Below are 24,580 nucleotides of genomic sequence, written 5' to 3'. Positions count from 1 at the left end.
TTGAGCTTGAAAGTGCCCATGATGCGCGATCCAGGTGCATCCATGCACCCGTTGGTCCGAACTTTTTTCTTCAGTTCTTGAATGTCGAGTGTTTTGCACCCTGATCGCAGAGGGCGAACACCACCACCAGCAGGGCGGAAATCGCGAGGATAACCACCACGCCATCGGTGGAATGAGTGGCCGAGGCCGCCACCATCGACAGCGCGCCCAGCGGTGCCAGGCCACCGGCAATCGCGGTGCCGATTTCGCGCCCGGTGCCGAAGCCCGATGAGCGCGTCTGGGTCGGGAATTGCCGGCTCAGGAACGAGCCCTGGGGCGCAAACATCATCGGCGCAAGGATACCGGTGCCCACACCGATGGCCAGATAGATCATCAGGCTTTCACCACTGTTGAGCAGGGCCAGGAACGGGTAGGCGAACAGCAGCGAGCACAGACCGCCGAGCATCAACACAATCTTGCTGCTCCACTTGTCGCACAGCCAGCCAAAGCAAGGCACGGCCACGATGGCCACCAGGCTGGCGATGGTCACCGACAGGGAGGTGACGTGTACATCCACACCTTTGAATTGGGTCAGGTACGCCAGGGAGAAGGTCTTGAAGATATAGCTCAGGGCGTTGTAGCCAATCGCGACAAAGAACACCACGGCGAGGCCCTTGAGGTCGTTCTTGAACAACGCTTTAAGGGGCGACGGCTTGGCCTTGGCTTTTTCCTTGCTCAGTTCCTCGAACTGCGGGGTTTCCGGAATGCTGTTACGCACCCACAGACCCACGCCCACCAGCACGATGCTGCAGATAAACGGGATGCGCCAACCGCCGGCCAGCAAGAACTCGTTACCGTTGATGGTCAGCAGGTAAATGGTCAGTGAGGACAGCAACAGGCCCAGGTTCAGCCCCAGTGCCGGCCAGGCACCTTGGCTGCCGCGCTTGCCATGGGAGGCGTGTTCGTAGGAAGTTACCGCGGCGCCCGACAGTTCAGCACCCGCGCCCAGCCCCTGGATGATGCGGATGAACACCAGCAGGATCGGCGCCCAGATACCAATGGAGGCATAGCTGGGGATCAGGCCGATCAGCGTGGTGCACACGCCCATCAGGCAGAAGGTCAGCACCAGCACCTGCTTGCGTCCGAACTTGTCACCCAGGTAGCCGAACAGAATGCCGCCGAAAGGGCGGGCGATAAAGCCGATGGCAAAGGTGGAAAAGGCCATCAGCGTGGCCGTTTTCGGGTCGCTGTTATCGAAGAAGATCTTCGAAAACACAATGGCCGCCATGGTGGCGTACAGGTAAAAGTCGTACCACTCCAGCATCGAGCCAAAGATGGTGGCGGCGGCCACTTTGCGCAGGCGCTTGCGGGTTTGTTCGGGCGTTTCGGTGCCGGGGATGGAGGCGGATGCCGACATGCTGGATTTCCTTCTGGTCTTTGTAGTTATTTTTGGGTGAACGGGCAGTACGGGTATTACTGAGGCTGGAACAGACGGTCGGCGATCATCGCGCCGATGGGCATGGCCGAGGTGGCGGCCGGTGAAGGTGCGTTGCACACGTGGAGCATTCGCGGGGTTTGGGCGAATAGGAAATCGTGTACCAGGCTGCCGTCGCGCATGACTGCCTGGGCACGGATACCGGCCTCGTAGGGCAGCAAGTCGTCGAGGGTCAGTGAAGGGCAGTACTTGCGGCACTGCTCCAGGTAGCCGGACTTGAACAAAGAGTTTTTCATCTCGGTGGTGCCGGAGCCGAGGTTCTGCCAGAGGGTTTTCCAGAAACCCGGGAAGCTGGCGTATTGCGCCACATCGCGCCAGTTCACCGAGAACTTGCGGTAGTTCTCGCGGCCCAGGCCCAGCACGGCATTCGGGCCGACGGTGACACTGCCGTCGATCATGCGTGTCAGGTGCACGCCGAGAAACGGCAACTGCGGGTCGGGGATCGGGTAGATCAGGTGGTTGACGATGTTGTTCTTTGCCGCCGGCAAGCGGAAGTACTCGCCGCGAAACGGGATGATCTGATGGTCGATACTGATCCCGGCCAGGCGAGCCAGGCGGTCCGATTGCAAACCGGCGCACACCACCAGGTGCCGCGCCTGCCAGGTTTCGCCCTGGGTATGGACCGTGACTTTATCGGTGTCTTCGTGGATCGCAGTGACCGTGCGTTCCAGGCAGATCTGCCCGTCGTTGCGGCGAATCACCTGGGCCATGGTCTCGCACACCTGGCGGTAATCGACAATGCCGGTGGCATCGAGAAACAAGCCGCCCAGGCCGACGATGTTTGGTTCACGCTCGCGCAGTTGCTCGGCATCCAGGCGCTCGACCTGCATACCGTTGAGCTGGGCGCGGGCGTGCAGGGCTTCCATGCGTTGCATTTCCAGGGGGCTGGAGGCCACCAGCAGCTTGCCGCACACCTCGAACTTGATCCCGTATTCGCGGCAGAACTGCTTGGTGGCTTCGGCACCGCGCTTGCACAGGTCGGCCTTGAGGCTGCCGGGGGCGTAGTAAATACCGGCGTGGATCACGCCGCTGTTGTGGCCGGTCTGGTGCTTGGCCAGCACCGGCTCCTTTTCCAGGATAACCAGTGATGCGCCGGGTTGGCGCTTGAGCAGTTCCATGGCAGTGGCGAGGCCGACGATGCCGCCGCCGATAATGCAAAAGTCGTGAATCATTGCTGGGAGTACCTAAGGTTAGACATTTTGGTCTGCTTATCAGGTTGTCAGACTAATGTTTTTGTTAAAAAAATGGCGTGTCCGGGGACACGCTTTAAAAAGTCGATCAGTTGATGGGAGGCAGTTCCAGTTGCAAGCGCCGTGCGGATGCACGCAGATGGGCCTCTGCACTGGCAGCGGCGCGTTGGGCATCACCGTCGGCGATGGCCTGATAGAGCTGCTGGTGTTCCTGGGTCGCATCGGCCGAGCCGGTGGCGAAGCGCGAGGCAGAGTTTTCCCAGGCGGTCTTGCGTGCGCTCGCCAGCTGGCTTCTGAGGAAGTCATGGAAGGCCACGAAGTAGTCATTCTTGCTGGCGTCGGCAATGGCGCGGTGGAATTCCACATCGGCCAGGGCTGCGGCTTCAAAGTCGTCGCGATGGTCCTGCATGGCCTGCAAGGCGCTTTCCATGCGTTGCAGGTCGGCGGCGTCACGGCGCTGGGCGGCAATCGAGGCGGCTTGGGTTTCGATCCACAGGCGCACTTCGAACATCTGCGCCAGGTCAGGCCGTCGCCCATTTTGCTGCGGGAAACGGAACACCGTGCCGGCCGGGGTCTGCGAAATGAACGACCCCAACCCCCGGCGGGCGGTGAGAACACCGTCGGCCTTGAGCTGGGCAATGGCCTCGCGCACCACAGAGCGGCTGACGTTGAGCTGTTCAGCCAATTGCTGTTCGGTAGGCAGGCGCGACTCCGGAGCCAGTTGGCCGGATTCGATTTCTGCGCGAATGGCGCTGACAACCCGTACGACAAGCGAGTCGGGGCGCTGGAGCTCAAGCATGATGAAACCTTGGTAATCAGGTTGTCAGACAATAGTCGTTACGAATTTAGCTTGTCAATATGTGTGCAACACGATCAGTGCAGCAAGATAGGCGGCAAGGCCCGTTACCTGCGTTCACTGTGCGGGCCATGAGCGGCCTGCAACAGGTACAATCGCCGCTGCCTTGACGCGAAACTCCAGGAATTTGCATGTTCAGCCTTACCCGTTACACCACGCCGTGCCCCGAATCGGTCAATAGCCAGATCCTGCAGATGGTGGTGGACAACCTCACCGACATCAGCAGTGTCGCGCTGGCGCCAAGTAACTTGCTCTACAACATCTACCAGTACGCCATCGGGTTTGAGGTGCACTTGTACCTTGAGGCGTTGAATGGCGAGAAGGGCATCGCCGTCGAGCTGGTCGTGGCGATGCAGGACGAAACCGTTGTCGGTTTTTGCCTGTATCTGCCGGTCAAGAACGACCCTCAAGCCTGCGGCATTGCCTTTATGGCGGTGCAGGCCGGCTTTCGTCGCCAGGGCGTGGCGAAGCTAATGCTAGGCGATGTGCTGGCGCGCTATCCCCACGCCGAACTGGCCTGTGCGGTGGAGAAGGTGCCAGCATTCGAGGCCATGGGGTTTCAGGTGCGCGGCGCACGTGGCACCCAAGTGCTGATGAACACCCGGGACTACGGCACCGATGGCTTGATGGGGGTGTTGGATGTGGCAGCGATCTATCGTTCGCTGGAAGTGCGCCAGATTCATACCTACCTGCTGCAAAAGCACGGCAAGCGCGCCATGGTCGACGCTGAAAAACAGCGTGACCGGCATCTGGATCAGTTGACGCGCAAGGTGCAGCTGTACATCCAGCAGCGGTTTCCTACGATTTGACCCGCTGGACCATCCCCAGGATGGTCGCCAGCAATTCCTGCTGGGCCTCCTCACGGCTGATCTCGCCATTGGCTGCCGCATGAGACAGGGCTTCCGCCGCACCGAGCATAGCGCGCAAGCCGGCCTTGGAAACACCGCCGCCCGAGGCGAACGGTGACAGTGCGTTGGAGCACTTTTCCAGGAAGATCGCCTCATATTCGCGCTTGAGTACCGCCAGCTCCGGCGAGCCGCTCAGCGCGGCAATCACTCCGGGGATTTCCCGGCCCTGCAACAGCACGCAATCGACATACGCCGACGCGATCACCCATGCCCGGTCCTCTAGCGTCGCCTTACTGGTGTCGATGGCCTCGGTAAAGACCTGGTCCTGGCGCGCATCGAAATCGGCATACAACGCCGCCAGCAATCCCGCACGCGTGGTGAAGTGGTCGTAGACCACCGGCTTGGTCACACCTGCCAGCTCCGCCAGGCGGCCCAGGGTCAGGGCGTCGGTGCCTTCCTCGCGCACCAATTGCCACGCCACATCGAGTAATTGGCGCTGGCGATCTTCACGGGACAAGCGCCGACGTGGGGCAGGGGATTCACTGCTTGACATGTTTATATACCAAAAGTAACTTAAGGGGCGTAACTTACTAAACGTAGCTTAATCCTGTCAGGAGTTAAAGTCATGCACGCCTTGATCGTAGTTGCTCATCACGACCGGAAATCGCTCACCCATAGCGTAGCGGCTCAGGTAGGCGCCGGTTTGACCGCCGCCGGCCACACCTTCGAAATCGCCGACCTTGCCGCCGAAGGGTTCGATCCACGCTACACCGCCGCCGACCATCAGGTGCACCGCGCTCATGCAACTCCGCCGGCCGATGTGCTGGCCGAACAGGCGCGTATCGAGCGCGCCGACGCGCTGGTGGTGGCTTTCCCGATCTACTGGTGGTCGATGCCGGCGTTGCTCAAAGGCTGGGTCGACCGCGTGTTCGTCAACGGCTGGGCGATTGATTATGGCCCCGACACACCCGTCGTGAAAAAACTGCGCCACTTGCAGGTGCACCTGCTGGCCCTCGGGGGCGCGGATGACAGCGCTTTCGATCGGCACGGCTATGCCAAGGCCATGCACACCCAGATCGATTACGGCATCTTTGATTACTGCGGGGCGCAGGTGCTGACGTCCAAGCTGCTGCTGGATTCGGAGAGCGGGGGCGCCCAGGCGCATTTGCACACGGCCAAAGCTGTGGGGCAGGGGATGTTCCAGCGCGAGACAGTCGCGGGGTGATTCAGGTGTCGCGAAACAGGTCGTGGGCATCGAGCAAGCGGTAGGCAATCTCGGGGCGTTTTTCCAGGCCGCGGCGGATCGACGCCGGGATCGATTGACGAGTCTTGCGGCACATGCCCGGCAACTCGTCGATAACGATCTGGATCCCGCGCATACTCTTGACCTCGGTATGCCCAGGCGCAATGTGCACGCGGATGCCCAGTTGCTCGTACATCCGCTGCTGCATGTGTTCAAGGTCTTGCAGACTCTTGAGGTTTTCAAGGCGTTCGAGCAGGATTTTTTCCTGCTGTCGCGTCAACTGGAGGATGCGCAGGTCCGCGCCGGGCGCCTCCAGCAGTTGTTCACGCTCGCACACACAGGCGCCGGGAGGGCAGGGTTGGCGAATGGTCATTGACGCTCCCGGCGAAGTTTCACGATCGGCGTGTCAGTAGGTCAATTGAACGCCCAGGCTGCCCAAGGCTTTCCAGTACTCAGGGTAGGTCTTGGCCACGCAGTCCGGGTCCTGGATGCGAATCCCCGAAACTTTCAGCCCGGCCAGGGCAAAGCACATGGCGATGCGGTGGTCGGCGTGGGTGTCGATCAGCGCCGTGCACGCGGTGCCGGCCAGGGCTGGGTCGCTCGCCACCAGCAGGTCGTCGCCCTCAATGCTCGCCAGGCCTGGGCGGATCTCATTGAGGCCGTCGTGCAGTGCCTGTACACGGTCACATTCCTTGACGCGCAGGTTCGCCAGTTCAGTAAAACGCACCGGGGTGTTGTTGAAAGCGGCGAGCACGGCCAGGGTCGGGATTGCGTCCTGCATTTGCGAACCGACCACCGTGGCTTGCATGTTCGGGAACTGGGCGATCACAGCCTGGGCCTGGGCGTCCGGCTGGGTGAAATCCCGGGCTGCGACACCGATGTCGATACGGCCAGCGGTCAGCACTTCGGCGGCCCACAGGTAGGTAGCGGCCGAGGCGTCGGGTTCGATCAGGTAATCCTGGGCGGTGTAGCCGGTCGGGGCGACGCGCCAGGTGGTATCGTCCACGGCTTCAACCTGGGCGCCAAAGGCGCGCATGCAATCCAGGGTCAGGTCTACGTAGCCACGGGCGCCGATGTCTTTGCCGGTCAACGCCACTTCAATCGGCGCCTCACCACAGGCCGCGAGCATCAGCAGGGCCGATACATACTGGCTGGACAAACCGCCATCGATCTCAAAGCGCCTGGCTTGTACCTTGCCTGTGCCATGCACGGTCACGGGCGGGCAGCCAGTGGGGCTGTCGACCTGAATTCCGTTTTGGCCGAGGGCGGTCAGCAGCGGGCCAATCGGGCGCTTTTGCATGTATTCATCGCCGTCCAGCACCACGCTGCCTTGCACGGTGGCCACGGCGGCGGTGAGAAAGCGCATGGCAGTCCCGGCGTTACCGAGGAACAGTGGTTGGGCAGGCAATTGCAGCGAGCCTTGGCTGTTGACGACAAACGTGGTGTCGTCTGGCTCATCGATACTCACACCCATCTGACGCAGGGCGACTGACATATGGCGAGTGTCATCGCTTTTCAACGCACCGCTCAAACGGCTGGTGCCCTTGGCCAATGCCGCCAGCAACAGGGCGCGGTTGGTGATGGATTTGGAGCCGGGGGGCGCGACCTTGCCATTGAGAGGAAAGTTGGGCGGTGTAACGGTCACGGTTTTTTGCGAACTCAAGGTACAAGGCTCCTGGTCAAGGCGAGGTGGCGTGGAGTGGCCGACGTGCGGACCCGAATAATCAGGCAAACACGCCATGCTTGTCGAGTGAGCAAGTGATCTGCGTGAATTTTCTGGAATGTGCTCCGATTCAAATGTGGGACGGGGCCAGCAAGCCCGGCTTAACGCTGGCTCAACCAGTAGTCATGCAGCACCCGCGCAGCCGGTTCGATTTCGCTGACCTGCTGTTGATGGGCGTTTATATCCAGGTCCGCCGGAAGTTCGAAATTGTCCTGCTCGGCGCACGCGGTGATTTTTTCCAGTTGCCCGGCTTGTTCGGCGGGCAATGGCGGCCAGTTGCCGATCGTCACACTCCGCACATAACCAAAACACCATTCTTCAGCCAGCGTCACCGCCTGGTCTTGATGTTCGGTTTCATCGAAACGGGCTTTGAATGCCTGGGAGTCGGTGGCCAATTGAGCGGCCAGGGTATTCATATGGCGTACACACAGTTCGAGAAAATCCTGGGCCTCGTCCATGTTGTCCCATTCAGGGTTTTGCCCACCCCAGATCGCCGGGAACCACTCGGCCACGTCCACCTTGGCCGGGCTGGAAACCAGGGCGGTGAAATAACCGTCGAGTTCGGCCATGTTCAGCACCGAGTGCTCTTCACCGTATTTGAGCAAGGTGGCGTCAATGAAGTCGAAATCGGCGGGAGAGAGGGGTTGGGCGTGCATGGCATATCCTTAAAACGTCGAGCGCCGCTGACAGGGGCGGCTTAAAGCGCAAAGGATGGCGTGTGCACCGGGTTTTATCCAGCGTCTTTTCCCTCACCGTGGCCAGTCCCGCTTTTGGCCGATGCGCCGTGGCGCACCCTTGATATAGTCTGGCCTTTCTCAATCGCCAGTCAGGGATCACTGCCATGTCCGAATACCAAGCCTTCGTCGTCGAACTGAGCGGCAACGTTGCCCATGTGCAGATCAATCGCCCGGAAAAGATCAACGCCATGAATGCGGCGTTCTGGACCGAAATCATCGACATCTTCCAATGGATCGACGACACCGATGCCGTGCGCGCCGTGGTGCTCAGTGGTGCGGGCAAGCATTTCTCTTCGGGTATCGACCTGATGATGCTGGCCTCGATAGCCAATGAGTTCAGCAAGGACGTGGGGCGTAATGCGCGCCTGTTACGGCGCAAGATCCTCGAGCTGCAAGCCTCGTTCAATGCGGTCGACCATTGCCGCAAGCCGGTACTCGCCGCGATCCAGGGCTACTGCATTGGCGGGGCCATTGACCTGATCAGCGCCTGCGACATGCGCTACGCGGCCGAGGGCGCGCAGTTCTCGATCAAGGAAATCGACATCGGCATGGCCGCTGACGTAGGCACTTTGCAACGCCTGCCGCGCATCATCGGCGACGGCATGTTGCGTGAGTTGGCTTACACCGGTCGCCAGTTCGGTGCTGAAGAAGCGCGCAGCATCGGCCTGGTCAATCGCGTGTATGCCGATCAGGACAGCCTGCTGGCCGGCGTTATGGAAATCGCCCATGAAATCGCCGCCAAGTCGCCAATCGCCGTGACCGGCACCAAAGCCATGATCAGCTACATGCGTGACCACACAGTCAATGACGGCCTGGAATACGTTGCCACCTGGAACTCGGCTATGTTGCAATCCAACGACTTGCGCGTGGCCATTGCGGCCCATATGAGCAAGCAGAAACCCGAATTCGTGGATTGACTGATATGACCCCAGGCTGGATTACCACAACGCTGCTGGATAACGACGCCGTCGGCGGCTGGACCGTCGCCCGCAGCCGTGAGGGCTTTTTGCATGACGCCAATGGCCCTCTGTTCCCTCGGGAGTGGCTTAAGCGTCAGGACCTGCCGGTGTTCGCTGAACACGGCATCGGCCACCTCGATGGTGAACCGGTGTACTTGCTGGAACTCGACAGTGCTGCCGATGTGCCAGGGTGCAGTTGGCAGGGGCTGCGCGGTTTCATGCTACAGGGCGATCACACTCTCTACAGAGTGCTGGGCTACGCCGCCCAGATCGGCACCTGGGCGCGGGAGCATCGTTTCTGCGGCAGTTGCGGCCAGGCCATGGTTCAGGTCCCGCGGGAGCGGGCGATGTACTGCGCGCCTTGCGACCTGCGCAGCTACCCACGGATTTCGCCGAGCATGATCGTGCTGGTGACCCGTGGTGACGAGATTCTTCTGGCGCGCTCGCCACGTTTCGTCACAGGGGTCTACAGCACCTTGGCCGGCTTTGCCGAACCCGGCGAATCGGCCGAAGACTGCCTGATCCGCGAAGTGCGCGAGGAAGTGCAGATAGAAGTGAAGAATATCCAGTACATGGGCAGCCAGTGCTGGCCGTTCCCCCATTCGATGATGCTGGGTTTCCACGCCGAGTACGCCGGTGGCGACATCGTGCCCCAGGCCGACGAGATCGAGGATGCGCAGTGGTTCAACATCCACGAACTGCCGCCGTTGCCGGCGTCACGTTCGATTGCACGTTACCTGATCGACCTCTACGTGGCCCGCCGCTTAGGCCACGCTGAACCAGTGCTGCCAGGCTAGGCGTACGGTCAGGCCCAGCACCACGGTGATAAACACCGGGCGAATGAATTTGGCGCCGCCGCTGATTGCGCTGCGTGCGCCAAAGAACGCGCCACACATCACTGACACGCCCATCGCCAGCCCGACGATCCAGTCTACCGAGCCATTGATGATAAACACCGTCAGCGCCGCCGCGTTGCTGACGAAGTTCATGCTGCGCGCGACGCCGCTGGCCTTCACCAGGTCGATGGGGTGCAGCAGCATCGTGCTGACGGTCCAGAATGCACCGGTGCCAGGCCCGGCCACGCCGTCGTAGAAGCCCAGGCCAAAGCCTTGGGTGGCCTGCCATTTCTTCTTGATCGGTGCTTCGGCATCCACCGGCGCCTTTGGCGTACCGCCGAACAACAGGTACACCCCGCAGGCAAAGACGATCACCGGCAGCATCTTGTTCAGGGTTTCGGCGGGCAGGTAGTGGGCGACCACCGCACCGGTCAGCGCGCCGATCAATGTACCGACGATGGCGTGCACCCATTGGCGCGGGTGGAACAGCTTGCGCCGGTAAAAGGTGAAACTGGCGGTGGCCGAGCCGAAGGTGGAGCTGAGTTTGTTGGTGCCCAGTACCAGGTGAGGTGGCATACCGGCGGTGAGCAGGGCCGGTGTGGTCAGCAGCCCGCCGCCGCCGGCGATGGCGTCGATAAAACCGGCGATAAAGGCAACGACGGCCAGGATGGCCAGGGTGGTGAGGTCAACGCTGAGTTCGAAGGGCATGGGCAGGGCTTATTGTTGGAGGTGCGCTATGCGAAGGCCGCCATCTTACCTGCCGAATGCACGCAGAACCAAATGTGGGAGCAAGCCCCTCCCACATTTTTAAATCCGTCTGCTTGGCTATTTGTGGGTTCCCAGCCACTCCAGCGCCGTGCGCCAGATGCAAATGCCCAGGAAATACGCCGACATCAGCGACCACAATCCAAACGTCCACGGGTTGGTGTTGGGATAGTCCACCACCATCAAAAAGCTGCACAGCAACCAGATCGTAGTCACCGCAATATTGATCGGCATGAAGCGCTTGACCCGGAACGGGTGCAAAAACTTCATCGGTGTCACGGTCAGCAGGGCCAGGCCGATCACGGTCAGCAAGGTGACCCAGGCGTCAGGCTGGATGATGTACACGCACAGGGCGACCACGTTCCAGGCGGCGGGGAAGCCGACGAAGTAGTTGTCCTTGCTCTTCATGTTCACATTGCAAAAGCAGAACAGCGAAGACACCAGAATCACCGACACCGTAAACAGGTGGGTAAATTCCGGCAGGTCGATATAGCGGTAGATAAACAGTGCGGGGATGAACACATAGGTGAGGTAATCGATCACCAGGTCCAGAACCGAGCCGTCAAAGCTGGGCAATACCGTGCTGACATTCACCCGTCGCGCCAGCGAGCCATCGACGCCATCCACCACCAGCGCCAGGCCCAGCCACAGCAGGCACGCCTTTGGGGAGTTTTCCAGCAGCGCCAGGGTGGCCAGGAAGGCCAGTACCACACCGGTGGCAGTAAAGCCGTGGGCGCCCCAGGCTTTGAGTCTGGCTACATGCAGGGTCGATATCACGGGCGGTTCTCCAAAAGGTCAAACGGGGCAGCCGACAACGTAGCGCCGTCGAGTCTGGCCGGGGAATGCAGGTATCGACCGGGAAGAGGGGGATAAGGTTCACCGCCCGGTGTCTGCGTAAGCGTAGCAAGCGTAGGACGATTCGGCATCAACCCTGACGGAACACCAGGGCCTTCAGCCCACTTTGCGGATCGACGTCGGGGAATTCCGGCGGGCTGTCCAGGCGCTGCACAAAGCGCAGGCCCGGTGCCTCGCGGGTTACACCGTCGATCAGGAAATCTTCGCCGAAGGCTGGGTCATTCATACACGCCAGCACCGTACCTTGGGCGGTGAGCAAGTCCGGCAGGCGGCGCAGCACGCGCTGGTAGTCCTTGGTCAGCAGGAAACTGCCTTTCTGGAACGACGGCGGGTCGATGATCACCAGATCGTAAGGGCCGCTGCGGGTGACCTTGGCCCAGGACTTGAACAAGTCGTGGCCCAGGAAGGTGACTTTGCCCAGGTCATGGCCGTTCAGGCGATGGTTGTCGCGGCCACGACTGAGGGCGCCACGGGCCATGTCCAGGTTCACCACATGGTCGGCGCCGCCTTCGATGGCGGCCACCGAAAAACCGCAGGTATAGGCAAACAAATTCAGCACGCGCTGGCCTTGGGCCTGTTCGCGCACCCAGTTGCGCCCGTAGCGCATGTCGAGAAATAGCCCGCTGTTCTGCTTTTTACCCAGGTCGATCAGGTACCGCAGGCCGCCCTCGGTGATGGTCAGCTCATCGATGGCCTCACCCACTAACCACTCGGTGGTGCTTTGCGGCAGGTAGCGGTGTTGCAGCGCCACTGTGTGCGCGCCAAAGCTCGCCCAGTCGATGTTCAGCAGCGTCTGCTTGAGGGCCTGCAGGTGCTCGGTTTCCTTGAACAGCGCCACCAGCACCACCCCTTGCAGCCAGTCCACCGTCAGTTGTTCCAGGCCCGGCCAGCAACGGCCACGGCCATGGAACAGGCGCCGGGTTTCCACCGGTGCGTCAGCCAGGGCGGTCAGCAAGTGGGCGTGAAGGGTAGCGAGTGCGTCTGGGTTCATCGTTGTGCGTCAGTCATCGGGCGGGCGGCATTTTAAACACAATTGCCGGGTTTGCGGGTGCATGAGCACAACGTGCTGGAATAAAGCCGATCTACAGTGATTCATGCTCAAAATTCTGTTGGGTGAGCCTGATAACAGGCAAAAAATCCTTCAGCACCGACATAAACTGGAAAAAAAGTCCGGAGGTGCCCATGAACGGTTTCGCCCACGCAGTCAATCACACGGCGCAGGATCAGCAGGAGCTGGATGAGTGGCGTGATGCCCTGGCCTCGCTGGTGGCCAATGCCGGCCCCGCCCGGGCCCGCGAAATTCTAGACCTGCTGGCCCGCGAAGGCGGTGCGCCGGGCATCGACTGGAAACCCCGCCACGGCACACCGTATATCAACAGCATCAGCGTCAAGCAGCAGCCGGCTTTTCCCGGCGACCTGGCCACCGAAGAGCGCCTCGCCTCGCTGGTGCGCTGGAATGCCCTGGCCATGGTGGTGCGCGCCAATCAGGCGTATGGCGAACTGGGCGGGCATATCGCCAGTTACGCCAGCGCCGCGGATTTGTTCGAAGTGGGCTTCAACCACTTTTTCCGCGCCCGCAGCGAGCAATCCGGCGGTGACCTGGTGTTCTACCAGCCCCATTCGGCGCCCGGTATTTATGCCCGTGCCTACCTTGAAGGGCGCCTCACAGAACAGGATCTGGCCCACTACCGCCAAGAAATCGGTGGGCCGAAGGAGGGCGCTCGCGGGCTGTCCAGCTATCCCCATCCATGGTTGATGCCCGACTTCTGGCAGTTCCCCACCGGTTCCATGGGCATTGGCCCCATCAGCTCGATTTTCCAGGCGCGCTTTATGCGTTACCTGCAGCACCGCAGCTTGCAGGACACCTCGGACCGCCATGTGTGGGGCGTGTTCGGCGACGGCGAAATGGACGAACCGGAAAGCATGTCAGCCCTGACCCTGGCCGCCCGCGAGGGCCTGGACAACCTGACCTGGGTCGTCAACTGCAACCTGCAACGCCTCGACGGCCCGGTACGCGGTAATGGACGCATCATCGACGAGTTGGAAGCCTTGTTCAGCGGCGCCGGTTGGAACGTGATCAAACTCGTGTGGGGCTCGGACTGGGATGCGTTGCTCGCCAAGGACGTCGACGGCTCATTGGTCCGAACCCTTTCGCAGACCGTGGATGGCCAGTTCCAAACCTTCGCCGCCAAGGATGGCGCCTATAACCGCGAGCATTTTTTTGGCCAGAGTGAATCCCTGGCCAAGCTGGTCGAGGGCCTGAGCGATGAGCAGATCGACCGCCTCAAGCGTGGCGGCCATGACATGGTCAAGATCCACGCCGCTTACCACGCTGCCCGCCGGACCAAGGGCAAACCCACGGTGATCCTGGCTCAGACCAAAAAGGGCTTTGGCATGGGCGAAGCCGGGCAGGGCAAGATGACCACTCACCAACAGAAGAAGCTTGATCGCCAGGCGCTGATTGCCTTTCGCAATCGTTTCCAATTGCCGCTGTCGGATGAGCAGGTCGAGTCCTTGAGTTTTTTCAAGCCGGCCGATGACAGCCTGGAGTTACGCTACCTGCACCAGCGCCGCAACACCCTGGGCGGTTACGTGCCCAGCCGCAGCCAGCTCGCAGCGCGTGTCAGCGTGCCGTCCATGAGCGGTTATGCGGGTTTCGCCACGGCCGCTGAAGGCAAGGAAATGTCTACCACCATGGCCTTCGTCCGTATGCTCACCCACTTGCTCAAAGACGGACAATTGGGGCCGCGCATCGTGCCCATCGTTGCCGACGAGGCGCGTACGTTTGGCATGGCCAACCTGTTCAAGCAGATTGGCATCTACTCCAGTGTCGGCCAGCACTATGAGCCGGAAGACATCGGCTCGATCCTCAGTTACCGCGAAGCCACCGACGGGCAGATCCTGGAAGAAGGCATCAGCGAAGCCAGCGCCATCAGTTCCTGGGTGGCCGCCGCGACCAGTTACTCGGTGCATGGCCTGCGCATGTTGCCCTTCTATATCTATTACTCGATGTTCGGTTTTCAGCGCGTGGGCGACCTTATCTGGGCAGCTGCCGACCAGCGTGCCCGGGGCTTCCTGCTCGGCGCCACGGCCGGGCGCACCACCCTGGGCGGCGAAGGTTTGCAGCATCAGGACGGCAGCAGCCACCTTGCTGCCGCCGCCGTGCCCAATTGCCGCGCCTATGATCCGGCGTTCGCCGGTGAGTTTGCGGTGATCCTCGACCACGGTATGCGTCGGATGCTGGAGCAGGATGTCGACGAGTTCTACTACGTGACGCTGATGAACGAAAACTACGCGCAACCCAGCCTGCCGGAAGGCGTGGAAGGCGCGATCATCAAGGGCATGTATCGCTTGCAGGGTACGCAGGACGCGCAGGTGCGCCTGCTCGGCTCCGGCACGCTGGTGCGTGAGGCCCTGGCGGCGGCGCAGTTGCTGATGGACGACTGGCAGGTGCAAAGCGCGGTGTACAGCGTCACCAGCTTCAGTGAACTGGCGCGGGAAGCGAGAGAGGTGGAGCGCTGGAATCGCCTGCATCCGCAGGGCATCAAGCGTGTCAGTCATTTGCATGACTGTTTGCCCAAAGGCGCGCCGGTGATTGCCGTGTCCGATTATGTGCGGGCAGTGCCGCAGATGATTGGCTCGTACGTGGATTCGGGCTACACCGTGCTCGGCACCGATGGGTTTGGGCGCAGTGATACACGGGCGGCGTTGCGTGATTTCTTTGAGGTGGATCGGCACCATATTGTGCTGGCAGCGTTGACGGCATTGGTGGAGCAGGGGAGTTTGGCGCCGGCGGTGTGTCAGCGGGCGATTCATCTCTACGGGTTGCAGCCAGAACGGGATGCGCCCTGGACCTGCTGATTGTGGGAGGGGGCAAGTCGAAGCGTCGCACCGCCCCTCCCACATTAGACTGTGGCGATCAGGGCTGGCCCGAAGGCATCCTTGAGGAATCCAGGGGCGATATAGCGCTCGTAATGCGCCTCTGAAAGCAGAAAGAATTCCCGATCTATCGCATCGCGCAAATCCGCCAGGTGGCGCTCGCGAAACTCCGGCAGCAATGCCAATCCATAGGCATCCAGCCTGGAAATCACCCGTGCACCCCGCGCGATCAGCTGGTATGCCCAGCAATACGGCGACTGGTGCGGCATGAAGCGAATCTTGCGGGCCTCCAACTGCTGTCGCAGGCAGTGTGGGTCGAACACTTCCAGCTTGCTGGCCATCACCTGCACCAGTAGCTGTTCCAGACGCAGCCACACCGCCTGTTTTTCCTCGGGGTTATAGCCATTCCACTGGATCACCTCGTGGTGATAGCGCTTGCAGCCCCGACAGACCAGATCACCGTAGACGGTGGAGCACAGGCCGACGCAAGGGGTCTTGATGGAGTGCGGCATTTTCAAGCCTTTGAAGAAAGTGTAAGCGTGTTTAGTCGGTGTTTCTGCGTCGCCAAATGGGCAACGATGGCTTCAATCCATTGCGAGCGACACCCATGAGAACACCGATCAAACCCTGGCTGTATGCCGTGATGTTCACCGCTGTTGCCGGCTGTTCCAACCCACCCACTCAAAGAGACATCGCCATGCCCAAACCTCTGGTATCCCTCGCCGTACTCAAGGCCAAACCTGGCCAAGAACACGCGCTCAAGACTGGCTTGCTGAGCCTGATCGAACCGACGCGGGCCGAACCTGGCAATCTGGATTACGTGTTGTTCGAGCGACGCGATGAACCCGGCACGTTCTATATGCGCGAGGCGTTCAAGAGCCAGGCAGCACTGGATGAGCATTTTGCCACGCCGTACTTCCAGCACTTTGCCGCCACGGCGGATGCTTTGCTCAGCGAGCCGTTGCAGTTGATTTTCCTGGAGCAGGTGTCGAACTGAAGCCGTTGACTGTAGGAGCGAGCTTGCTCGCTCCTACAGCGTTACGTCAGTCCCAGCTCAGCGCACCACCTGTTTGATACTCGATCACGCGGGTTTCGAAGAAGTTTTTCTCTTTCTTCAAGTCCATGATCTCGCTCATCCACGGGAACGGGTTGGTGGTGCCTGGGTACTCTTCCTTCAAGCCAATCTGCGACAAACGACGGTTAGCAATGAACTTGAGGTAGTCCTCCATCATCGCCGCGTTCATGCCCAGCACACCGCGAGGCATGGTGTCGCGAGCGTACTCGATCTCCAACTGAGTCCCTTGCAAAATCATCTGGGTCGCTTCTTCCTTCATCTCGGCATCCCACAAGTGCGGGTTTTCGATTTTGATCTGGTTGATCACATCGATACCGAAGTTCAGGTGCATCGACTCGTCGCGCAGGATGTACTGGAACTGCTCGGCCACGCCGGTCATTTTGTTGCGGCGGCCCATGGACAGAATCTGGGTGAAACCGCAGTAAAAGAAGATGCCTTCCAGGACGCAGTAGTAGGCGACCAGATTACGCAGCAGTTCCTTGTCGGTCTCGACGGTGCCGGTTTCGAATTTGGGATCGGAGATCGAGCGGGTGTACTTGAGGCCCCAGGCGGCTTTTTTAGCGACCGATGGAATCTCGTGGTACATGTTGAAGATCTCGCCTTCATCCATGGCCAGCGATTCGATGCAGTACTGGTAGGCGTGGGTGTGGATCGCCTCTTCGAATGCCTGGCGCAGGATGTACTGGCGGCATTCCGGGTTGGTGATCAGGCGGTACACGGCCAGCACCAGGTTGTTGGCGACCAGGGAGTCGGCGGTGGAGAAGAAGCCGAGGTTGCGCATGACGATGCGGCGTTCGTCGTCGGTCAGGCCTTCGGGGTTTTTCCACAGGGCGATGTCGGCGGTCATGTTGACCTCTTGCGGCATCCAGTGGTTGGCGCAGCCGTCGAGGTACTTCTGCCAGGCCCAGTCGTACTTGAAAGGCACGAGTTGGTTGAGGTCGGCGCGGCAGTTGATCATGCGCTTTTCGTCGACGGCGACGCGGGCGGCGGAGCCTTCCAGCTCAGCGAGGCCTTCGGCGACGTCGAGTTTGTCCAGGGCGGCCTTGGCGCGGATGATCGCGGCGGAGTCGTTGGCGGTCACGTTGCGCGCCTCCAGGGCAGCAGCGGCGCCGGCACCGTCGAGGCGGTCCATGTTGGCTTCGCTTGCATGGCCGGCGTTGGCGCCTTTGATCACCGCTGCACCGGTGTCTTCGTTGTCGACTTCATCCCAACTCAGCATTGAAATACTCCCTTCTGATCCGTTCTGACGGTGTTCAACCCGTCCAAAAATGTGCGATTTGCAGGCTACCAGGCATTGAAATACTGCGCTGAGTGTGGTCGGTGAATACCGATTCTGCACACTATGTAGTGGTCTGTTCTGTTTGTGGGCACACTATATGGTGTGTAACAAGGTTGGTCAACGCACAAGATATGCGGTCATACGTCGCTGTCGAGCGCGCGGCGCCGGGCAGATGGGCGCCGAAGGATATTTCCCTCATATATCATTATGGAATGAATAAATAGTTATTTATTCCTTTTAATGTTTTCTCGTGAGGCGCATTTTGGGGGCCTGCGCATTCGTGCGGATTGACCCAACAGCCAAAAGGAAAGCCGACATGACCATCAAAGCGATCAACGTGCGCAACCAGTTCAAAGGCGTAATCAAGGAAATTCTGCTGGGGGAAGTCGTGTCGGAAATCGACGTGCAGACGGCGTCCGGCATTGTTACTTCGGTGATTACCACGCGCTCGGTACGTGACCTGGAATTGAAGGTGGGCAGCGAAGTGATTGCCTTTGTGAAGTCGACGGAAGTGTCCATCGCCAAGTTGTGAATGGATAACGTGGGTGGGGATTGCTTACCCCTCCCACGAATGTTTCGCTGGGCAAGTCAGCGCTGGCGCAAGGCACGTTCCATGCGCTGTATACCTTCCTCGAGCATCGCCCGTGGGCAACCGAAGTTCAGGCGCACGAACTGTTGGCTGTCATCGCCAAATTCAATCCCGGCACTCAGGCCGACCCTGGCCTGTTCCAGAAAGAACCGTTGCGGGTCTTCCAGGCCCAATGCGCTGCAATCGAGCCACGCCAGGAAGGTACCTTGTGGTGCGTGCATCACTACACCGGGCAGGCGGGTCTTTAGCGCATCGAGCAGGTAATCACGGTTGGCCTGCAGGTACTGCAACAGCGCAGCGAGCCAGTCGCCGCATTGGCTGTAGGCCGCGCGAGTGGCTTCCAGGCCCAGGGGGCTGACGCTGTCGACCATGCCGCAGCGTGCGTTATTGAAGCGCTCGCGCAGCTCGGCGTTTTGCACCACGGCGAAGCAGGTCTTCAAGCCGGCCACGTTATACGCCTTGCTCGCCGACATCAGGGTGATAGTGCGCTGGGCAATCTCGGGGCTGAGGCTGGCAGTGGGGATATGCCGGCGACCATCGAAGCACAGCTCGGCATGAATCTCGTCGCTGATGATCAGCGCGCCGCTGTCAAGGCAGGCGTCGGCCACAGCCTGCAGTTCTTCGCGGGGGAATACTTTGCCGATGGGATTGTGCGGGTTACTCAGCAGCAGCGCACCGGCACCGCTCAATGCCTGGCGCATCGCAGGCATTGGCGTGACGTATGCGCCGTTGATCAACTCGAACGGCATTTCGATGCGCGGCAGGTTCCAGTTGCCGGGTGCCAGGCGAATCGGCCGGTAGTTGGGGGTTTGCAGCACTACCGCTTGGCCGGGTTTGACGAAGGCGTGCAAGGCCATGTTGAAACCAGGCTCGACGCCAGGCAGAAATAGCAGTTCTTCAGGTTGTACGCGCCAGGCGTACTTGGCCCACAGGTCCGCGATGATGGCCTCGCGCACATCCGGGCCGGCTACGCTGTAGCCAAGAATCTGTTGGTCGAGGCGCGTGTGCAGGGCCTGCAATACAGCGGGCGGTGCGGCGATGTCCATATCGGCGATCCACATCGGCAGAACGTCTTGCGGGTAACGGCTCCACTTGGTACTGCCGGTACCGTGGCGTGGGTGGAGCGTGTCGAAATCAAAGCTCATGAAAAAGGCTCGTATCAAAGCGGCGGCGAAAAAGTGGCGCTGATTCTAGCGCCATTGACGGTACAAATGTGGGAGGGAGCTAGCCCCCTCCCACATTCGGTTTATTCGCTGTTTCGTTACGCGTCCGTTCCATGACCGACAAGTTCTGTAATAAAAACGCCATTGCACTGGGGATTAGATTTGGGAGCGGCTATTTTGGCGCATCTCAATAAATAGAGTAGCCATGGATGAAATACCAACCTTTGCACCGCACTTTGATCGCCACCGCGTTGGTGTTGACGGTCAACGGAGTACAAGCCGCTTCCCAGGCCCCGGTGGCCGGTGAAAATGGCATGGTGGTGACGGCCCAGCACCTGGCCACCCATGTCGGCGTGGATGTGCTCAAGGCCGGCGGCAATGCAGTGGATGCAGCCGTTGCCGTGGGCTACGCGCTGGCGGTGGTGTACCCGGCGGCGGGTAACCTCGGTGGCGGCGGTTTCATGACCGTGCAACTGGCGGACGGACGCAAGACCTTCCTCGACTTCCGCGAAAAGGCCCCGTTGGCGGCTACCGCCGACATGTATCTGGACAAGGCCGGCAACGTGGTCGAGGGCCTCAGCGCCAAAGGCCATTTGGCGGTCGGCGTACCGGGTACCGTTTCCGGCATGGAACTGGCCCTGAGCAAATACGGCACTCTCAAGCGCGCCCAAGTGATTGCCCCGGCGATCAAACTGGCGGAAAACGGCTTTGAGCTGGAGCAGGGCGATATCGACCTGTTGCACACCGCCACTGGCGAATTCGAGAAAGATCAGGATTTGCGCGGGATCTTCCTGCACAACGGCCAACCGCTGCAGGTGGGCCAGAAATTGGTGCAAAAAGACCTGGCCAGGACCCTCAAGGAAATCTCCGCCAAGGGCACCGACGGTTTCTATAAAGGTTGGGTGGCCAAGGCCTTGGTGGATTCCAGCCAGGCCGGCAAGGGCATCATCACCCAGGCCGACCTCGACAAGTACAAGACCCGCGAACTGGCGCCCATCGAGTGCGATTACCGTGGTTATCATGTGGTCTCGGCGCCACCACCCAGTTCGGGCGGCGTGGTGATCTGCCAGATCATGAACATCCTCGAAGGCTACCCGATGGCCGACCTCGGTTATCACTCGGCCCAGGGCCTGCACTACCAGATCGAAGCGATGCGCCATGCCTACGTGGACCGCAACAGCTACCTCGGCGATCCGGATTTCGTGAAGAACCCGATCGAGCATCTGCTGGACAAGAACTACGCCACCAAGTTGCGCGCTGCCATCGAGCCGCAAAAGGCCGGTGATTCCCAGGCGATCAAGCCAGGTGTGTCACCCCACGAAGGCAACAACACCACTCACTATTCGATCGTCGACAAATGGGGCAACGCGGTCTCGGTGACCTACACCCTCAACGATTGGTTTGGTGCCGGGGTGATGGCGAGCAAGACCGGGGTGATCCTCAACGATGAAATGGACGACTTCACCGTCAAGGTCGGCGTGCCGAACATGTACGGGCTGGTGCAGGGCGAAGCCAACGCTATCGCACCGGGCAAGGCGCCGCTGTCGTCGATGAGCCCGACCATCGTCACCAAGGACGGCAAGGCGGTCATGGTGGTCGGCACGCCAGGTGGCAGCCGCATCATCACCGCCACCTTGCTGACCATCCTGAATGTGATCGACTACAAGATGAATATCCAGGAAGCGGTCGACGCACCACGCTTCCATCAGCAATGGATGCCCGAGACCACTAACCTTGAGACCTTTGCGGTCAGCCCGGATACCCAGAAGATCCTCGAAAGCTGGGGCCATAAGTTTGCAGGCCCGCAAGATGCCAACCACTTGGCGGCGATCCTGGTAGGCGCGCCTTCCCTGGGTGGCAAGCCAGTGGGTAACAATCGTTTCTATGGGGCGAACGATCCGCGGCGCAACACGGGCTTGTCGTTGGGTTACTAAAGCCTGGTACGGTAAAAAATGTGGGAGCGGGCTTGCCCGCGAAAGCGGTGGGTCAGTCTATGCATGTGCTAGCTGATACATAGCATTCGCGGGCAAGCCCGCTCCCACAGGGGAAGTGTGTCAGCGCTTGAGCAACTGCTCTACTGCGGAAAATGCCGCTTGGCGACGCTGCTCCCAATCCCCACGAATCACCACCACCGGCTGTTGATGCTGTTGCATCCACTTCAGGCTGGCCTGGAAAAACGCCCGGCGGTCGGCCAGTTCCGGCTGGCAGCGCTGGCCATCGGCGCTCCATTCCACGTCCTCGGGGGAGAGCAGCAGGTGCAGGTCGTACTGCCGGGCCAGCAGTTCGTCATCAAGCCAACCGGGGTAATCGCCAAACAGGGTCTGGCTCCATAGCCTGTTGGTCAGCAGGTGGGTGTCGAGGATCAACAGCGCAGGGTGCCGGGCGCGGGCGCTGTCTTCCCAGGCTAATTGGCCATGGGCGATAGCCGGGATATCCGCCAGGGTCGTGTCACGCTGATGGTGATCGATGAAATGCCGCACGTATTCACCCACCATCAACCCGCCGAAGTGCGCGTGCAGTTGCGCCGCCAACCAGCTTTTGCCGCTGGATTCGGGGCCTGCCAGTACCACCACCTTCATGAGTGCAACGCCGGGTCGGCGCGCCATTCGCGCCAGCCTTGTACGGCAATCACGGTAAACAGTGCATAGAGCGCCGCAGTGAGATAGAGGCCTTTGTAGAGAAACAGGCCGACAAAAATCACGTCAACGACAATCCACAGCGCCCAGCACTGCACGCGCTTTTGCGCCATCCACATCTGCGCCACCAGGCTGAAACCGGTGAGGGCGGCGTCGAGCCAGGGCTGGGCGGCGTCGGTCCAGTGGGCCATGGCGGCGCCGAGCAACAGGCTGCCGACGGCGCCTACGGCCAGGCTGACCATGATCGCAGGCGCTCGCAGGCTGGTGACCTGACGGCCCTGTTTGACTTCGCCGGCACGGGTCCATTGCCACCATCCATACACCTGCAACGCGGCGTAGACCACTTGCAGCAGCATGTCGGAGTAGAGCTTGACCTCGAAAAACACCCAGGTGTAGAGCAGCACCATCACCAGGCCGATGGGCCAGCACCAAGGGTTTTGTTTGACCGTCAGCCAGACAGCGATCACCCCCAGGGCGGCGGCGAACAGTTCAAGCCCGGACATGGCGGATCCTTGGGAAGTGGGAGAGGGCGGTGATTGTACCCAGAGCTCACCGATCCTCAAAACACAGCAATACAAATGTGGGAGGGGGCTCGCCACCATGCCCCGTGTAGGAGCGAGCTTGCTCGCGAAAAACGTCAACGGTAACGCGTGTTTCCTGAGTAAACGCGGCGCCTCTGGGTTTTTCGCGAGCAAGCTCGCTCCTACATAAGGCTAAGCAAGCCCCCTCCCACAATTTACCCGGCGCTAGATTCGGAACTGACGCAACAGCCCATCAAGCTGTTCACTCAAGCCCCGCAACTGCGCACTCGCCACGCTGGATTGTTCCGCCGCCAGCGCCGTGCTGTGGGACAGCCCGGCCGCCTGGGTGACGTTCTGGTTGATGTCTTCCACCACATGGGCTTGTTGCAGGGTGGCGCTGGCAATCGAAGCATTCAACCCGTTGAGGTTGTGCAGCGCCTGGCCGATGGCGGTGAGGCTGGCTCCGGCCTGGCCGGCCTGTTCGATGGTCAGTTGCGAGGCGCTGTGGCTGTCACTGATGACCTTGACCGCCGCTTCCGAGTGGCCTTGCAGGCGCTCGATCATCACCTGGATTTCGGCGGTGGATTTTTGCGTGCGCTGGGCCAGCAAGCGCACTTCATCGGCGACCACCGCAAAGCCACGGCCTTGCTCCCCGGCGCGGGCAGCTTCGATGGCGGCGTTGAGGGCGAGCAAGTTGGTCTGATCGGCAATGGAGCGGATCACTTCCAGTACTCCGCCGATCTGCGTGCTTTCGCTGGAGAGCGTGCGGATCACCTCCACAGCCTGGCTGATGGTGCTGGAGAGCTGGTCGATCTGCTGCAAGCTGCCGTCAATATTCACTTGGCCCTGTTGCGCCTGGGCCTGGGCATCGCGCATTTCGCTGGCCGCGTGCTCGGCATTCTTGGCCACGTCCTGCACGCCGTAAGTGACTTCGTTGATGGCGGTGGCCACCAGTTCCATCTGCTGCGACTGCTGCTGGCTGCGGTCGTGGGCCTGGCTGGCGTTGTGGCCCAACTCGGTGGATGACTGGCCCAAAGCGTTCGCGCATACCTGCAATTGGCCGACCACCTGGCGCAACTTGGCGGTGAAGCCATTGAAGTGGCGGGCCAGCTGAGTAAGCTCGTCGCTGCCATGGGTGTCGAGACTGCGGGTCAGGTCGCTTTCACCGCTGGCAATATTGCCCATGGCATTCACCGCCGCCTGCAATGGCTGCACGATACTGCGGGCGATCAGCACCACCAGCACGGCCATCATCAGCGCAATGCCCAGGCCGATTGCCGAGGCTTTCCATACCTGGGTCTTGAACTCGGCCTGCACATCATCGACGTACACGCCGGAGCCGATAATCCAGCCCCAGGGTTCGAACAGCTGGATATAGGAGGTTTTCTCCACCGGTGCGTCGGCGCCCGGTTTCGGCCAGCGATAGTTGACGATCCCGGCGCCCTTGGCCTTGGCCAGAATCACGAACTCATTGAACACGGCGAAACCATCCGGGTCACGAATCGCCGAGAGGTTCTGGCCATCGAGCTTGGGGTTGGCCGCGTGCATGATCATCACGGGGGTGAGGTCGTTGATCCAGAAGTAGTCATCGTGGTCGTAGCGCAGGCCACGCACCGCGCTCAGGGCTTGCTGCTGCGCGGCGTCGCGGGTCAGTACCCCGGTTTTTTCCAGGTTCTGGTAATACCCGAGTACGCCACTGGCGGTCTGCACCACGTGCTGGGTCTGCTGGCGCTTGGCCTGGTAGAGGTCGCCGTGGATCTGGTTCAGCATCAGCAGCCCCAAGGCCAGCAGCATCAACACGGCGACTATCAGGATCAGCCAAAGGCGGCGGCTGATCGACATGCTGCGCAAACTGTTCATCGTCCTGTCACTCCATGCTCTTTATAATTGTGGTGCTGCTTCGAGATTTCCGGCGTGTCTGATAGGCTTTCGGCCCGGAATCGAAAAACCTG

Annotated in this window: 24 protein-coding genes; 8 read left to right on the top strand and 16 right to left on the bottom strand. The window is 60.7% G+C overall.

All coding sequences use genetic code 11. The features are described from left to right. Window positions 1–70: 70 nt before the first annotated feature. The 3 genes from TK42_RS11940 to TK42_RS11930 all read right to left on the bottom strand — a co-directional run bounded on the left by TK42_RS11940 (window position 71) and on the right by TK42_RS11930 (window position 3,463). Window positions 71–1,396 carry an MFS transporter gene (locus tag TK42_RS11940; RefSeq protein WP_032875721.1) on the bottom strand — a complete coding sequence of 442 codons (1,326 nt, stop codon included), beginning with the start codon at window positions 1,394–1,396 and terminating at the stop codon, window positions 71–73. A gap of 56 nt (window positions 1,397–1,452) precedes the next feature. Then, the gene (gene lhgO / locus TK42_RS11935) at window positions 1,453–2,646 is read right to left on the bottom strand and encodes an L-2-hydroxyglutarate oxidase (protein WP_103734276.1); all 1,194 of its coding nucleotides are present in this window, start codon (window positions 2,644–2,646) and stop codon (window positions 1,453–1,455) included. Between the two features lie 106 nt (window positions 2,647–2,752). Next, window positions 2,753–3,463: a FadR/GntR family transcriptional regulator gene (locus TK42_RS11930; RefSeq protein ID WP_078821451.1), complete on the bottom strand. Its 711-nt coding sequence runs from the start codon at window positions 3,461–3,463 to the stop codon at window positions 2,753–2,755. Window positions 3,464–3,651: 188 nt separating this feature from the next. Here TK42_RS11930 and TK42_RS11925 point away from each other — a divergent pair, with 188 nt between their 5' ends. Further along, complete coding sequence (locus TK42_RS11925; protein ID WP_103734275.1) at window positions 3,652–4,329, top strand: GNAT family N-acetyltransferase; 678 nt, start codon at window positions 3,652–3,654, stop codon at window positions 4,327–4,329. Here the strand turns inward: TK42_RS11925 and TK42_RS11920 are convergent. Then, window positions 4,319–4,921 carry a TetR/AcrR family transcriptional regulator gene (locus TK42_RS11920; RefSeq protein ID WP_005788542.1) on the bottom strand — a complete coding sequence of 201 codons (603 nt, stop codon included), beginning with the start codon at window positions 4,919–4,921 and terminating at the stop codon, window positions 4,319–4,321. The genes TK42_RS11925 and TK42_RS11920 overlap by 11 nt on opposite strands. 72 nt (window positions 4,922–4,993) lie before the next feature. On the opposite strand from TK42_RS11920, the gene TK42_RS11915 reads away from it, so the two are divergent. Continuing rightward, on the top strand, window positions 4,994–5,593 hold the full coding sequence (locus tag TK42_RS11915; RefSeq protein ID WP_005788541.1) for an NAD(P)H-dependent oxidoreductase: 600 nt from the start codon (window positions 4,994–4,996) through the stop codon (window positions 5,591–5,593). Window position 5,594: 1 nt separating this feature from the next. Here TK42_RS11915 and TK42_RS11910 read toward each other — a convergent pair whose 3' ends face one another. From TK42_RS11910 to TK42_RS11900, 3 genes are all read right to left on the bottom strand, one after another. Beyond that, the gene (locus TK42_RS11910; protein WP_005788540.1) at window positions 5,595–5,984 is read right to left on the bottom strand and encodes a hypothetical protein; all 390 of its coding nucleotides are present in this window, start codon (window positions 5,982–5,984) and stop codon (window positions 5,595–5,597) included. A gap of 33 nt (window positions 5,985–6,017) precedes the next feature. Further along, window positions 6,018–7,274 (bottom strand): 3-phosphoshikimate 1-carboxyvinyltransferase, encoded by a 1,257-nt coding sequence (aroA, locus tag TK42_RS11905; RefSeq protein ID WP_103734274.1) that lies wholly within the window; start codon window positions 7,272–7,274, stop codon window positions 6,018–6,020. Between the two features lie 161 nt (window positions 7,275–7,435). Then, on the bottom strand, window positions 7,436–7,990 hold the full coding sequence (locus TK42_RS11900; protein WP_103734273.1) for a UPF0149 family protein: 555 nt from the start codon (window positions 7,988–7,990) through the stop codon (window positions 7,436–7,438). A gap of 185 nt (window positions 7,991–8,175) precedes the next feature. On the opposite strand from TK42_RS11900, the gene TK42_RS11895 reads away from it, so the two are divergent. Further along, entirely contained in the window at window positions 8,176–8,988 is an 813-nt protein-coding gene (locus TK42_RS11895; RefSeq protein WP_032875698.1) for a crotonase/enoyl-CoA hydratase family protein, read from the top strand. Window positions 8,989–8,993: 5 nt separating this feature from the next. Then, window positions 8,994–9,827 (top strand): NAD(+) diphosphatase, encoded by an 834-nt coding sequence (gene nudC / locus TK42_RS11890; RefSeq protein ID WP_103734272.1) that lies wholly within the window; start codon window positions 8,994–8,996, stop codon window positions 9,825–9,827. Here the strand turns inward: nudC and TK42_RS11885 are convergent. From TK42_RS11885 to TK42_RS11875, 3 genes are all read right to left on the bottom strand, one after another. After that, the gene (locus TK42_RS11885; RefSeq protein ID WP_005788530.1) at window positions 9,795–10,574 is read right to left on the bottom strand and encodes a TSUP family transporter; all 780 of its coding nucleotides are present in this window, start codon (window positions 10,572–10,574) and stop codon (window positions 9,795–9,797) included. The genes nudC and TK42_RS11885 overlap by 33 nt on opposite strands. 117 nt (window positions 10,575–10,691) lie before the next feature. Beyond that, window positions 10,692–11,408: a phosphatidylcholine synthase gene (pcsA, locus tag TK42_RS11880; protein WP_005788529.1), complete on the bottom strand. Its 717-nt coding sequence runs from the start codon at window positions 11,406–11,408 to the stop codon at window positions 10,692–10,694. 148 nt (window positions 11,409–11,556) lie between these two features. Continuing rightward, a complete protein-coding gene (locus TK42_RS11875; protein ID WP_103734271.1) occupies window positions 11,557–12,477 on the bottom strand; it encodes a class I SAM-dependent methyltransferase in 921 nt (306 codons plus the stop codon). A 191-nt stretch (window positions 12,478–12,668) separates the two neighbouring features. Between TK42_RS11875 and mdeB the strand changes: the two genes are divergently transcribed. Further along, the gene (gene mdeB / locus TK42_RS11870; RefSeq protein ID WP_103734270.1) at window positions 12,669–15,347 is read left to right on the top strand and encodes an alpha-ketoglutarate dehydrogenase; all 2,679 of its coding nucleotides are present in this window, start codon (window positions 12,669–12,671) and stop codon (window positions 15,345–15,347) included. Window positions 15,348–15,391: 44 nt separating this feature from the next. Here the strand turns inward: mdeB and TK42_RS11865 are convergent, their stop codons facing one another. Further along, window positions 15,392–15,877 carry a DUF1289 domain-containing protein gene (locus tag TK42_RS11865; protein WP_032875684.1) on the bottom strand — a complete coding sequence of 162 codons (486 nt, stop codon included), beginning with the start codon at window positions 15,875–15,877 and terminating at the stop codon, window positions 15,392–15,394. A gap of 185 nt (window positions 15,878–16,062) precedes the next feature. Between TK42_RS11865 and TK42_RS11860 the strand changes: the two genes are divergently transcribed. Continuing rightward, entirely contained in the window at window positions 16,063–16,362 is a 300-nt protein-coding gene (locus TK42_RS11860; protein WP_032875681.1) for a putative quinol monooxygenase, read from the top strand. A 46-nt stretch (window positions 16,363–16,408) separates the two neighbouring features. Here TK42_RS11860 and TK42_RS11855 read toward each other — a convergent pair whose 3' ends face one another. Then, entirely contained in the window at window positions 16,409–17,659 is a 1,251-nt protein-coding gene (locus TK42_RS11855) for a ribonucleotide-diphosphate reductase subunit beta (protein WP_005788524.1), read from the bottom strand. A gap of 376 nt (window positions 17,660–18,035) precedes the next feature. Between TK42_RS11855 and TK42_RS11850 the strand changes: the two genes are divergently transcribed. Further along, window positions 18,036–18,251: a molybdopterin-binding protein gene (locus tag TK42_RS11850; protein WP_003173733.1), complete on the top strand. Its 216-nt coding sequence runs from the start codon at window positions 18,036–18,038 to the stop codon at window positions 18,249–18,251. A 56-nt stretch (window positions 18,252–18,307) separates the two neighbouring features. Here the strand turns inward: TK42_RS11850 and TK42_RS11845 are convergent, their stop codons facing one another. After that, a complete protein-coding gene (locus TK42_RS11845; protein WP_103734269.1) occupies window positions 18,308–19,453 on the bottom strand; it encodes a MalY/PatB family protein in 1,146 nt (381 codons plus the stop codon). Window positions 19,454–19,680: 227 nt separating this feature from the next. Here TK42_RS11845 and ggt point away from each other — a divergent pair, with 227 nt between their 5' ends. Continuing rightward, window positions 19,681–21,405, top strand: coding sequence for a gamma-glutamyltransferase (ggt, locus tag TK42_RS11840; RefSeq protein ID WP_103734268.1), 1,725 nt, complete (start codon window positions 19,681–19,683; stop codon window positions 21,403–21,405). A gap of 120 nt (window positions 21,406–21,525) precedes the next feature. On the opposite strand, the gene TK42_RS11835 is transcribed toward ggt, so the two are convergent. From TK42_RS11835 to TK42_RS11820, 3 genes are all read right to left on the bottom strand, one after another. After that, window positions 21,526–22,050, bottom strand: a complete 525-nt coding sequence (locus TK42_RS11835; protein ID WP_103734267.1) for an AAA family ATPase — start codon at window positions 22,048–22,050, stop codon at window positions 21,526–21,528. Continuing rightward, window positions 22,047–22,610: a nicotinamide riboside transporter PnuC gene (gene pnuC / locus TK42_RS11830; protein ID WP_005788520.1), complete on the bottom strand. Its 564-nt coding sequence runs from the start codon at window positions 22,608–22,610 to the stop codon at window positions 22,047–22,049. Before pnuC ends, TK42_RS11835 begins: the two co-directional genes overlap by 4 nt. 243 nt (window positions 22,611–22,853) lie before the next feature. Continuing rightward, a complete protein-coding gene (locus TK42_RS11820; RefSeq protein WP_032875667.1) occupies window positions 22,854–24,488 on the bottom strand; it encodes a methyl-accepting chemotaxis protein in 1,635 nt (544 codons plus the stop codon). Between the last annotated feature and the right edge of the window lie 92 nt (window positions 24,489–24,580).

This window comes from Pseudomonas sp. GZJR-8 (assembly GCF_002916705.1).
In the GTDB taxonomy this organism is placed as follows: Bacteria; Pseudomonadota; Gammaproteobacteria; order Pseudomonadales; family Pseudomonadaceae; genus Aquipseudomonas; species Aquipseudomonas synxantha_A.
The sequence above is the reverse complement of the archived record's forward strand: the minus strand, read 5'-3'. Positions and strand labels throughout refer to the sequence as shown.